Consider the following 13066-nt stretch of genomic DNA (forward strand, 5'->3'; position numbering starts at 1 on the left):
AAGAGATAATAATAAAAGTTGAGAAATAATTTTTAATTATTTTAGACACAATTAGTAATAAAAACTGCAATTACAGTGTATTTCTGTATATAGTATATAAAAGAACTAGTAGAAGGGCGAATTACATATAAAATAGCTTTTTTATTCAAAAATACACGTCGCGAAATCATAATTTCGCGACGTGTATAGCAAAAATGCGAGAGGAGCTGCAAAAAAATGTAAGCAACACTCTCCGCGTGGTATACAAATAAAGTGATGTAAATGAAAGGTTTATTTTTTTAGCATTTTGAATTAAAATAAATATATCAGAGTTATTTAGTAAACTAATAAATCATTTATTTTATGCGTGCGCTCGAGTTAATATTTTATATATTTTATATTAGGAGGAAAAATGAACTATAAATTCGATTTTAAAGATATAGCTGTTAACGGTAAGCTTCCTCAAGCTCTAGCTGAATTTTTGGATTACTTATCTACAATTAAGGGTAAATCGAACAATACTATTAGGGCCTACAGGATTGATTTATCTGTATTTTTTAGATTTTTGAAGATATACAAAGGAAAGACACACGGAGAAAAAGTCTTTGAAGACATAGATATATCTGATATAGATGATGATTTTATACGAAGCATAAAGCTTACGGATTTGTATGCTTACATAAGTTTTGCTCAAAAATACAGGAATAATGGAAGCTATGCTAGAGCTAGAAAAGTAGCATCTGTTAAATCTTTTTTTAAGTTTCTTACAGGAAAGGCAAAAATATTGAAGGAGAATCCTGCACTTGAACTTGAATCTCCAAAGATAGAGAAAAGAAATCCAATATTTCTAAATCTAGATGAGAGCAAAAAGCTTCTCAGATCAGTTGATCCTACAGACCACAATTTTGAACGAGATTACTGTATTCTAACTTTATTTTTAAACTGCGGCATGAGAATATCTGAGCTTTGCGGAATAAATATTTCAAACATAAAGGATGATACATTGACTATCATAGGCAAAGGCGATAAAGAAAGGACGGTATATCTTAATAGAGCGTGTATCAGATCTGTTGAGAATTACATGCTAGTGAGGGGTAAAAAGTATGCACCTATCTCCCCTACGGATAAAGACGCACTATTTATTAGCGAAAAGAAGTGCAGAATAAATAAAAGAAGTGTAGAAAGAATGGTTAAAAAGTATGTTCAGGCAGCCGGCTTAGATCAGGACAAATATACACCTCATAAGTTAAGACATACTGCTGCAACGCTTATGTACAAGCATGGTAAGGTTGATATAAGAAGTCTACAAGAAATACTTGGACATGAAAGCGTATCTACAACCCAGATTTATACACATGTTGATGATGACGAACTAAGAAAAGCAGTTAATTCAAATCCATTAAATGATATAGAATAAAAAATCAAATGTTGTGGCACTACTAAGACTGATCCGTTCATTAAGCACTTGTAACACAATTTTATGCAAATTTTCTAATTTGGGAAACTCGGCTGCGCCTCAAACACTGCCCAAATCTTAACGAAAATTTACATAAAATTTGTTAATTACTTCACACTTTTTTATCTATCTTCTTTTTTTCTCAGTTTTAGTAATCCAGGAAAGACTTCTTCTACGTATTTATGTTCTGGGTCTTCGATTAATTCGTTGAGACCGTCTATATCGTCTATTAGTTCATAATTCTTATTCTCGTCGTCATCGCTGTTCTTTGCACTGTCAGTTTCTATATCGTCATTGTCTAATTCAGCGGCATCAGATGTTTCGTAAATATTATCAATCAGAACTTCTCTATAGTCCGAATTACCATTTTCCATACACTTGCCGCAATTGTCACATTTCTTAGTTCTATCTAGATCACAAATATCACATTCACCGCAATCATTACATAACTTATTTTCGTTTAGGATACAGTTTACATATCTTGCCATAATAAAACCCTCTTTACATTTTAATATACAGTATTTATGAACTTGTTATTAAAAGTTTATAGTTGAAACTATATATCTACTAATAACGAGCTTATTAATTGCAATAGAATATATTATAATAAAAAACGCTAAGCTTTTCAATAGCTTTCTTTTAGAATAAGATATAAAGCTGAATTATAAGTCTACTGTTTGGGTTAATTACAGATAAGTAAGAACATAAGTTTGATATTTTAAAAGGCATATGATATAATAATTTGCAATAAGGGGTAATTAAAAGAATGATGAATGCTGCGAATCTATGAAAATATATATGTTGCATGTTGTATATTCTAATGAAGCAGAAAATTAATATTGTGGGCATAAGTCCATAAAAAAGGAACGGTGTGTAAACAATATGACTGAAAGAAATACAAAGCAAATGGAAGTTTATGAATTTTTAAAAAAATATACAGAAGATAAGGGCTACCCTCCTTCTGTAAGAGAGATATGTGAGGCTGTATCGCTAAAATCTACTTCTACAGTACATGGCCATTTAAAAAGACTAGAGAAAAAAGGGTTAATAAAAAGAGATCCTACCAAACCTAGGGCACTTGAAATCACGGAACTAACAAATTATAAGAGAGAGATGATAAATATTCCTATAGTAGGGAAAGTCACGGCTGGAATGCCTATTCTTGCTGTAGAAAATATAGAGGATACATTTTCTATACCTTTAGACTTCGTCAAAAGCGGTGAGGACCTATTTATACTTAAAGTAAGCGGAGAAAGCATGATAGAAGCTGGAATCAACGATGGCGATTTAGCTATTATAGAAAGAAAACCTGTAGTGGATAATGGTGAGATAGCTGTAGTACTAATTGATAATTCTGCTACGATAAAAAGATTCTATAAAGAGAAAGATCATATAAGACTGCAGCCTGAAAATCATACTATGGATCCTATTATAGTTGAGGACTGTATAATTCTAGGAAAATTAGTTGGGCTGTATAGAAAATACTAAACATAAAAATAATTATGTAAACTTATTTTGACTTAATATTAAATAAGTAATAAGCCTGCTTCAATTGAAGCAGGCTTATTACTTATTTTAATTTAAGGCGCATTCGTCTAGATTTGTCCTACGTTGTTGAGAGCCATTAGTATTCCCACCTTAATATGTTCTAGCGTGAGTCCGCCCTGCATATAAGCTATGTACGGTTCACGAATAGGTGCGTCAGCAGAAAGTTCTATTGAAGAACCTTGTATAAATGCACCTGCGGCCATTATTACTTGATCTTCATAACCAGGCATATCCCAAGGCTCACATTGGACGAACGAATCGATTGGTGATCCTTTTTGAATTCCCTTACAGAAGTTAATTAATTTCTCTTTATCATTAAATTTTATTGCTTGTATTATATCACTTCTTCTATCGGTATAATGAGGAAGTACTTCATAGCCTGCCAGTTCCATTACCCTTGCACAAAGAACGGCTCCTTTTACTGCTTCAATAGCTATATGAGGAGCAAGAAATAATCCTTGATAAAATGATCTCATAACTCCAAAAGTAGAACCGCACTCCCCTCCTATTCCTGGCACTGTAAGTCTATAAGAAGCATTCTCTACAAGCTCTTCTTTGCCGGCTATATATCCACCTGTAGGAGCGATACCGCCTCCTATATTTTTGATTAATGATCCTGCAATAAGGTCAGCACCTACATCTGTAGGCTCTTTAACATCTATCAGTTCACCGTAACAGTTGTCTACAAAACAAATTACATTAGGCTTTACGCTTTTTACAAAAGTAATTAATTTTTCTATCTCACTTATTTGTAGTGATTTTCTCCAACCGTATCCTGTAGACCTTTGTATATGGACTATCTTAATAGAAGAGTCCTCTGATAAAGCGGACTTTATTGCATCGAAGTCTAATTTACTATCTTTAAGATCCACTTGTTTATGCTTTATGTTATAATCTCTTAAAGAACCCATTGATTTATTGTCATTGGATCCAATTATATTATGCAGTGTATCATAGGGCGTTCCACATACAGATAAAAGTGTATCTCCAGGTCTTAGATTGCCAAATAATGCTGCGCCTATAGCATGGGTGCCGTTAACAAAATGGGGCCGTACAAGGGCGCTTTCCGTATTAAAAACGCGTGCATAAACCTTATCAAGCGTATCACGACCGATATCTCCATAACCATAGCCTGTAGTATTAGTAAAATGAGCCTCACTTATTCGCTCTTCCTGAAATGCTGCTAATACTTTAGCTTGATTATATTCTCTTATTTCATCGTAATATTCAAATTCGGACTTAACATCCTTTTCAGCTTTTTCCAAAATATCAATACAAAAATCTTGGATTTTATAATAATCTTTCATTAGTTTCTTTGTATGCTTGTTCATTAAATTGCCTCCAAGTTTATAATTATTTACAACATAAAAAAGAATAGGTATAGGAATAGAATCCTATAGCCCTACTCTATTTCATTGCAGTACATATGTAATCATATATGTAAGTTTAATCTTCGACACTAGAAAAATCTTCTCCTGAGTTATTAAACAATATAACCTTTCCAGGAGTAATAGTAGATACAGCATGCTTATATACCATCATTTGTTTTCCATCACAATCTAAAACTACAATAAAACTATCAAAGCCTTTTATAAAGCCTTTAATTTGAAAACCATTTGTTAGGTGGATAGTTACTGGAATTTTATTTTTTCTAGCACCGTTTAGAAATATATCTTGTAAATTATTCGTTGACTTGTTCATTCTTCTTTCCCCTCCACTATTCTCTTTATTATCTTATTCTATAAATTAATAAAAAATCCTTTAAAATTTTATTAAAAAACTACTTTCACTGTAACTTATTTAATATAAAATCAAGAACTTCTTTATCACTTTGTTCAGCCCTGTCTATCCATATAGTATTTGGATTATGTCTAAACCATGTGAGTTGTCTCTTGGCATAATTCCTGCTGCCTTTTTTTATCATTTCTACAGCTTCCCCTAATGATAAATCTCCATTTAGGTAGTAAAGAAGCTCTTTATATCCTATTCCTTTCATAGATTGCATATCAGTGGTACAACCTAAAGCCTTGAGCTTTCTCACTTCTTCAATAAGACCATTCTCTACCATTAAGTCTACTCTCATATTTATTCTTTGATATAGAATTTCCCTATCCATGGCTAGCACAAAATATTTATAGTCAAATTTAGATTTGTATTTGTCTTCTTCAGAAAGAGCAAACTTGCTGAAGGATTTACCGGTTACGTGAAACACTTCTAAAGCTCGTATAACCCTTTTTACATTATTGGGATGAAGCTTAACTGCAGAAACCTTGTCAACTTTTTCGAGCATTTCAAATAGATATAAGTTTCCTTTTTCTGCTGCTAGGTTTTCAAGATACTTTCTATATTCTGAATCTTTATTTGCATCAGTAAAATCATAGTTATAAATTAAAGAATCAATATATAAACCGGTACCTCCAACTATTATCGGAATATTACCCATAGCCGAAATATGATTTATAGCTTCATCTGCGAGAACTTTATATTCAGCTACAGTAAAACTGTCTTTTGGATCAATTACATTAATCAAGTGATGCTTTATACCGTTCATTTCGTTCTTAGTAACCTTTGCAGAACCTATATCCATCCCTTTATATATCTGCATAGAATCTGCTGAAATTATCTCTGTATGAAGCATTGTGGCAAGTTCTACAGAAGCAGCAGTTTTTCCAACTGCTGTAGGACCTGCTATAATAATAATTTTAGGTTTCATTTTTTCTCCTGACTTTAGTTAACATAATATTTATTACGTCTATTGAACTCTTTTGAATTTCTTTTCGATTTCATAGAGACTCATACTAATTATAGTTGGTCTTCCATGAGGGCAATTATAAGGGTTTTCACATTCTGCAAGCTGCTGAAGTAAAGTTTTAACTTCTACTTCACTAAGCTTTTGATGCGCTTTTACTGCAGACCTGCAAGCAAGTCGAGCAATAGAATTATATTTTAAATCTAATGTATCAATACTTTTGTCATTTTTTATACTATCTATTACTTGGATAAAAAAGTTCCTTCCATCCAGCTTACCTAAAATATATGGAACTGCCTGTATCTTTATAGTATTATCTCCAAATATATCAATATCAAACCCTGAGTTTTTAAAAATATCAATATTATCTATATATATTGAATACTCTTCAGGCGTAAGTTCTAGTACTATTGGAGTAAGTAACGTCTGTACAGAAACATGACTTTGTTTAATCTGTTCTCTATAACGCTCAAACATTACTCTCTCATGGGCAGCATGCTGATCTATTATAAACAGTTCCTCATTTAACTCAGATAAAATATATGTATTGTTAAAAATACCAATATATTTGAGTAATTTGAGCTTTAAATTGTTTTTATTAGGTGTTGTATAATCACTCTTTAACCTATTATTAATTGTATACTTGTTATTATTATCAGTGTCAATAGGTTTAGCTGAAGGCTTAATATATGGCTCGGCGTTTTCATTAATATAAGCAGGAGGAGTTGGCTTACTTTGTACTGATGGTTCATTATTATCAATATGCTGTTCATAGTCACTACTTCGTAAATCAATAGGAATATCAACTTTTATAGGTTTGGAATCCGTTATGTCATTATCGAAAATTGACATATTCTTATGGATTTGCTTTCCTTCAACAGACTCATTATCACTACTGCTGTTTACAATATCAGAGTGTGTATCTATAGGAATATTAAAGTCGTCATGAAGGCTCTCACGTATTGCTTTATGGATGCTATCAAATACTAATTTAAAGATTTCTCGATCATTTTTGAACTTTATTTCAGATTTAGTAGGATGTACATTTACATCTACGAGCTCTGGATATATATCTAAAAACAATACGAAAAATGGAAATTTGTTTATCGTTAAGAATGATTTAAAAGCATTTTCTACGGCAGCGGTAACTAGTTTACTCCTTATATAACGTTTATTCACAAAAATGGTCTGATGATTTCTGCTTCCTCTGCTTACATCAGCATTGCCTATATATCCATACACCGTAGCAGTATCCATATGATTTTCAAAGTAGGTTACATTATCACCAGTGCTTTTACCATAAATAATTCTGATGACATCTTGAAGATTGTTGTTTCCAAAAGTATGAATTACCTGTTTATCATTGTTTTTTAAGATAAAGCATATATCGCTGTGACTCAGCGCTAGTCGAGAAACTATATCAGTGATTGAACTGCTCTCCTTTGACGTTGATTTCAAAAACTTAAGTCTGGCAGGTACGTTAAAGAACAAATCATTTACTACAATGCTTGTGCCAGGATTAGCAGCGGCATCCTTAATAGACTTTACAAATCCGCCTTCTACACGTAGTTCCCGACCAAAGTCCATGCTTTTTATTCTGCTGGTAATATTCATTTTTGAAATAGCAGCAATACTTGCTAGAGCTTCTCCTCTAAAGCCCAAAGTATTTATTTTAAATATGTCATCAATAGTTGATATTTTACTTGTAGCGTGAGGCAAAATGGATTTTTCGATATCATCAGGATGAATGCCTGAACCATCATCTGTGATATTGATAGTTTTAAGACCTCCCTCTTGAATTAACACAGTTATATTTTTACTGCCTGCATCTATACTGTTTTCTACAAGTTCTTTTACAACAGACAGAGGTCTTTCTATAACTTCACCCGCTGCAATCTTATTACTGGTTTCTGAGCTGAGTATATCTATTCTATTCATATAACAACCACCTTATAAAAGCCCTTTGGCACTTTTGATAAGTTCATTTAACTTATTAATAGATTCCAGCGGAGTTAAATTAAGCACATCAACTGAAGCGACTTGCTGTATAAAGCTATCTTTGCCAAAGTCAATAAAATCAATTTGCTTAGCAGAATTTTTTGTCTTAACATGTTTTGAAGGCTGCTGAATGTCTACAGCGGTTTCTTCAATTATATCGTTTATATCGTTTGAATCTTGTGAAGCCTTACTATTTTCCTTATTACTTTCCAAATTATTTAATATGCTTCTAGCATTTTCTATTACTGCTTCTGGAAGACCAGCAAGCTTTGCTACTTCTATACCGTAAGACTGGTCTGAAGCTCCAGCTATTATCTTTCTTAGAAATACAACTTCTCCGCCAATTTCTTTAACTGAAACGCAATAATTCTTAACGCCTGGAATCATATTCTCAAGTTTAGTAAGCTCATGATAATGAGTAGCAAATAATGTCTTACATTTTAAACCTTTATTGCAGCAGATATACTCTATAACTGCCCAAGCTATGCTTAGTCCATCGTAGGTGCTAGTACCCCTTCCTACTTCATCTAAAAGCACTAGGGATCGATTTGTAGCGTTATTTAATATGTTAGAAACTTCAGACATTTCTACCATAAACGTACTTTTACCTGAAAAAAGATCGTCAGATGCGCCAATCCTTGTGAAGATTTTATCACATATGCTTATATCAGCTGTTTCAGCAGGAACGAAACAGCCTATTTGAGCCATTAAGGTTATTAGGGCTACCTGGCGCATATAGGTAGATTTACCCGCCATGTTCGGACCTGTAATAATAAGAAGCTGTTGTTCTTCCGTATTTAAAAATGTATCATTACTTATAAAACTGCTTCCGGATATAACTTTTTCAATAACTGGATGTCTTCCTGATTTAATATTTATATAACCGCTATCATTTATAGCAGGTTTTGAATAGTTATTTTCCAGCGAAACTTGAGCTAAAGATAATATGCAGTCTAATTCTGATAAAAGTGCAGCACTATTTTTGATCCTGTCTATGTTATTTTCTATTTCATCTCGTACACCTACAAAACAGGAATATTCTATAGAAAATAATTTCTCTTCAGCTCCTAGAATTTTTTCTTCCATATTCTTTAAATCTTCTGTTATAAATCTTTCGGCATTTGTAAGCGTCTGTTTTCTTATATATCTGCCTTCAGGTATTGAAGAGAAGTTAGCTTTACTTATTTCTATATAATAACCGAATACTTTATTATAACCAATTTTAAGGGATTTAATTCCAGTAACTTCCCTTTCCTTATTTTCTAGAGCGGCTATCCACTCTTTACCATTTGCCTTTGCAAGCCTTAGTTCATCTATCTCACTATTAAATCCATCCTTTATAACATTACCCTCTTTTACTGATAAGGATGGGGAATCCATAATAGAGTCATCAATAAGCTTAAAGATATCCTGAAGTTCATCCATATTACTATAAATATATTTCAAAAATTCTGCTGAACAATCCCCTAAAAGATTTTTTATATCTGGTATATTTACGATAGAATTCTTAAGGGATATAAGTTCTTTTGCATTGACACTTTGTGATGAAACTTTACCAGTAATTCTCTCAATATCATATACTTTCTTCAAACATTCCTTTAACTCTACGATTAGAGAATAATTATTTTTAAGTTCATCTACTGCATTTAATCTATTTAAAATGGAGTTACTATTTATCAAAGGCTGTTCTATCCATTTTCTAAGTTTTCTGCTGCCCATAGCAGTATTGGTCTTATCAAGCACCCATAAAAGTGATCCTTTTTTTGACTTATCACGTACATTTTCGGTAAGCTCTAAATCTCTTCTAGTATTAATATCTATGCTCATAAAATCAACTACATCATATTTATCCATTCTAGAGATGTTAGAAAGGGATAATTTTTGTGTTTCATAAAAATAATTTATGAGACAGTTTGCAGAAAATTTAATGGATGAGTCATAATCTGATAAGTCCATCGAAGAAAACTGTTTTGCAAGATTTTCTTCTGCTTCATTTTTAAAGTAATCCAAATCCTTTTTGGTAATTGTAACATTAAACTTGTTCTTAATATTATTTGTGAATTCAGCGTTAAGATTGTTTTCAACTAATATTTCTTTTGGTGAGTATTTTGATATTTCATCTATAATAAGCGAATAATTTAATATAAAACTTGTAGTATAGAAGTCACCTGTAGATATATCAGCAAAGCACAGACTACATTTTCTCTTAACCTCATCTACATAGATGCTCATAATGTAATTATTTTTAGTTTCTTCTAGAAACATTGAATCTGTGAACGTTCCCGGAGTAATTATCTTTATTATATCCCTCTTTACGATTCCTTTTGCTAAGGCAGGGTCTTCCATCTGTTCGCAGATAGCTATTTTATATCCTTTGCAAATAAGCCTTCCGATATAATTATTTGCAGCATGAAAAGGGATACCGCACATTGGTGCCCTTTCCTCAAGACCGCAATCTTTGCCTGTTAATACTAATTCAAGCTCTCTTGATGCTATTTCAGCATCTTCAAAGAACATTTCATAAAAATCGCCTAATCTAAAAAATAAAATACAATCTTTACATTTTTCCTTAATACCTAAATATTGCTGCATCATAGGTGTGGGCGTTAGTGCCATATAAATCTACCTCCTAAAGCAACTTCGAAAAGTCAATTAAATCTGTTTCCCATTGAGTGAAAAGGATAAAGTTTCTGTGATTTTAACTTTTACAGTCTTTCCAATAGAGGTATCATCTCCGCCGAAATTAACTAACTTTCCTGTTCTGGTTCTTCCAGTAAGTTTGCTTTCATCATTTTTACTTTTGCCTTCTACTAATACTTCAACTATCTTATTTTTATATGCACTGTTCTTTTTTGCACTTGATTCATTCACTACTTGGATGAGTCTGTTAAATCTTTCATGCTTAACATCATCTTCTATCTGATCCTCCATTTTATCAGCTGGAGTATAATTCCTTCTAGAATAGATAAATGTAAATGCGGAGTCATATTCAACATACTTAACCAGTGATAATGTATCTTCAAAATCTTCTTCGGTTTCTCCTGGAAAACCTACAATGATATCAGTTGTAATTGCAATATCCGGTATTTCCTTTTTTATCTTATCTACGAGTTCTATATATTGCTCTTTTGTATATCTTCTGTTCATTTTTTTTAGTACTGCAGAGGATCCGCTTTGCACAGGCAAATGAATTTGTTCACAGACTTTATCGCAGTCCCTTATTGCATAGATGAGTTCATCATTTAAGTCTTTAGGATGGGATGTCATGAATCTTATTCTCTCTAACCCATCCACTTCGTTTACCATCCTAAGCAGCTTTGCAAAATTCATATCATCTTCTAGGCCTTTTCCATAGGAGTTAACATTTTGACCAAGTAAAGTCACCTCTTTGTAACCTTTGCTTACAAGGTCTTTTATCTCTTTTATTATTTCGTCAGGTCTTCTGCTTCTTTCTCTTCCGCGGACATAAGGCACGATGCAGTAGGTACAGAAATTATCGCAGCCATACATAGTTGTAACAAAAGCTTTTATTGAACTCTTTCTATCTATAGGAATTCCTTCAACTATTCCCTGCTCTTTATCAACTACTTCTACTATCGGATTTCCATTCTGCTTTACACTATTAAGATATTCAGGAAATTTATATGCGTTGTGAGTTCCAAAGATAATATCCACAAAAGGATATTTTTTAAGTACTTTTTCGCTCATATCCTTCTGCTGCATCATACAGCCGCATAATACGATTATTAAATTTGAATTCTGCTTTTTCATATTCTTAAGAGCACCGAGATTACCGAATACTTTCAACTCTGCGTTTTCACGTACGCAACAGGTGTTAAAGATTATTACTGTAGCTTCCTCTTTATTTTCAGTTCTCTCATAGCCCATATTTTTAAGCATTCCAGAAAGTTTTTCTGAATCTTCTTCGTTCATTTGACATCCGTAAGTATTAATAAAGAAAAACTCTTTTCTAGAAACCGATTTATGTTCAGCTGAAAAAGAGTTTCTATCATTTACATTTAAGTTATTTTTATTAGTCATTACAATCTCCTCGAATTATATTTAAAATTAAAATAAATCTTTTCATATAGAAATAATATCATATATGCAAAAAAAAATAAATATTTTGCATAAACGATGAGGAAAATGAAAAAAATATAATAGGAGGTGGGATATTATGTATGATGCAAAAAAAGAGGATAAAAGTAATAAGAAGGACAAAGAAATGAAATATTCCACTATATATGGCAGGTCTTATTACAACAGAGAGAGAATTGAAAGCTTTGCTTCCACTAAAACATCACACATTCCATCAGAAACTATGTTTTATTAAACAGGTATATATTTTCTAGTATGTACCCTGAGGCTTGAAGCAACTATTTATATAAAAAAAGCTAGCGGATAGCTAGTTTTTTTCTTCAATATAGTTGCCTCAAACCCTTTCATTACAAACCTCTGTAAATCATATTATTATATATAATTGCTTTTTCAAAACCTTTCTTTTTATATAAAGAATATGCTGCTGTATTTTTTAAACTAACTCTTATATTAACTTGAGTATAATCACTTCTGTATATTAGATTTAACAGATAAGTAAGAAATAATTCTCCAAAACCTAAGCCGCGATACTGCTTTATTATTCCGAAATTAACGATAAGAGGAGTACCGCTGGATTTTATTATTTGACCATAACCTATGTACTTAGAATCATATTTTAGAAAGATACACCAATCACTTACATAATATTGTTGAATCTCGTCTAAAAATATATCACTTATCGTTAATGGCTGCCTTTCAACATTCATAAATATATCATTCTGCAGATTACAACGAATTCTTTCATGTTTGCCGGCTTTGAACGTAACAAATTCGATGTTATCAGGAACTATAATATCCTCATAATTTGTAATGTGTTTATTAAGCTCACAGGTACAGTCATTCTCCACAAAACCTAATTTTTCAAGGCATGAGAGATTGAATTCGTTAGGCAGCACATCATAAAAATACAAGTTTTTATTTGATAATGAAGATAAAGCACCACGAAGATCATCATTTAAATGATCTTTTGCAATACATAATGTATTTATCATATAATTTAATCCTTTTGAACCAACCTTACTAATCCACATATACCCAATATATGAGTTTTGTTTTTTTATTAGATATAATTGTTTTCTCAGAAAAAACTTATCAATTATATCAGACTTATTATAGTTAAATATAAAATCTTCGTTCAATTTATTAAATATGAAATTATCATCATAAAGCTTTTTAAAGATATTATAGTTTTTTAGAGTAAGTTTTTTTAGCCTAAAGCCATCATTCAACATTATTAG

The 13066-nt window shown here is 31.9% G+C and carries 11 protein-coding genes; 3 read left to right on the plus strand and 8 right to left on the minus strand.

Annotated features, from left to right (window positions below):
• Window positions 1-391 precede the first annotated feature (391 nt).
• Window positions 392-1396, plus strand: coding sequence for a tyrosine recombinase XerC (locus CLORY_RS21230; RefSeq protein ID WP_079428306.1), 1005 nt, complete (start codon window positions 392-394; stop codon window positions 1394-1396).
• 161 nt (window positions 1397-1557) lie between these two features.
• On the opposite strand, the gene CLORY_RS21235 is transcribed toward CLORY_RS21230, so the two are convergent.
• Window positions 1558-1923: a hypothetical protein gene (locus CLORY_RS21235; RefSeq protein WP_079428308.1), complete on the minus strand. Its 366-nt coding sequence runs from the start codon at window positions 1921-1923 to the stop codon at window positions 1558-1560.
• 394 nt (window positions 1924-2317) lie between these two features.
• Here CLORY_RS21235 and lexA point away from each other — a divergent pair, with 394 nt between their 5' ends.
• The gene (lexA, locus tag CLORY_RS21240; protein ID WP_079428311.1) at window positions 2318-2923 is read left to right on the plus strand and encodes a transcriptional repressor LexA; all 606 of its coding nucleotides are present in this window, start codon (window positions 2318-2320) and stop codon (window positions 2921-2923) included.
• 107 nt (window positions 2924-3030) lie between these two features.
• Here the strand turns inward: lexA and CLORY_RS21245 are convergent, their stop codons facing one another.
• The 6 genes from CLORY_RS21245 to miaB form a co-directional block, all read right to left on the minus strand.
• Window positions 3031-4314: a methionine gamma-lyase family protein gene (locus CLORY_RS21245; RefSeq protein WP_079428314.1), complete on the minus strand. Its 1284-nt coding sequence runs from the start codon at window positions 4312-4314 to the stop codon at window positions 3031-3033.
• Between the two features lie 115 nt (window positions 4315-4429).
• On the minus strand, window positions 4430-4684 hold the full coding sequence (hfq, locus tag CLORY_RS21250; protein ID WP_079428315.1) for an RNA chaperone Hfq: 255 nt from the start codon (window positions 4682-4684) through the stop codon (window positions 4430-4432).
• An 85-nt stretch (window positions 4685-4769) separates the two neighbouring features.
• On the minus strand, window positions 4770-5696 hold the full coding sequence (gene miaA, locus CLORY_RS21255) for a tRNA (adenosine(37)-N6)-dimethylallyltransferase MiaA (protein ID WP_079428317.1): 927 nt from the start codon (window positions 5694-5696) through the stop codon (window positions 4770-4772).
• A gap of 39 nt (window positions 5697-5735) precedes the next feature.
• Entirely contained in the window at window positions 5736-7670 is a 1935-nt protein-coding gene (mutL, locus tag CLORY_RS21260) for a DNA mismatch repair endonuclease MutL (protein ID WP_079428319.1), read from the minus strand.
• Between the two features lie 12 nt (window positions 7671-7682).
• Window positions 7683-10346 (minus strand): DNA mismatch repair protein MutS, encoded by a 2664-nt coding sequence (gene mutS / locus CLORY_RS21265; RefSeq protein ID WP_079428321.1) that lies wholly within the window; start codon window positions 10344-10346, stop codon window positions 7683-7685.
• 36 nt (window positions 10347-10382) lie between these two features.
• Window positions 10383-11771, minus strand: coding sequence for a tRNA (N6-isopentenyl adenosine(37)-C2)-methylthiotransferase MiaB (gene miaB, locus CLORY_RS21270; RefSeq protein ID WP_079428323.1), 1389 nt, complete (start codon window positions 11769-11771; stop codon window positions 10383-10385).
• A 136-nt stretch (window positions 11772-11907) separates the two neighbouring features.
• Between miaB and CLORY_RS23455 the strand changes: the two genes are divergently transcribed.
• Window positions 11908-12063 (plus strand): hypothetical protein, encoded by a 156-nt coding sequence (locus CLORY_RS23455; RefSeq protein WP_169911708.1) that lies wholly within the window; start codon window positions 11908-11910, stop codon window positions 12061-12063.
• A 112-nt stretch (window positions 12064-12175) separates the two neighbouring features.
• On the opposite strand, the gene CLORY_RS21275 is transcribed toward CLORY_RS23455, so the two are convergent.
• On the minus strand, window positions 12176-13066 hold an 891-nt coding region (locus CLORY_RS21275; RefSeq protein ID WP_139376117.1), incomplete at its 5' end, for a GNAT family N-acetyltransferase.

Origin of the sequence: Clostridium oryzae (genome assembly GCF_002029235.1) — a bacterium.
Classification (GTDB): Bacteria; Bacillota; Clostridia; order Clostridiales; family Clostridiaceae; genus Clostridium_AE; species Clostridium_AE oryzae.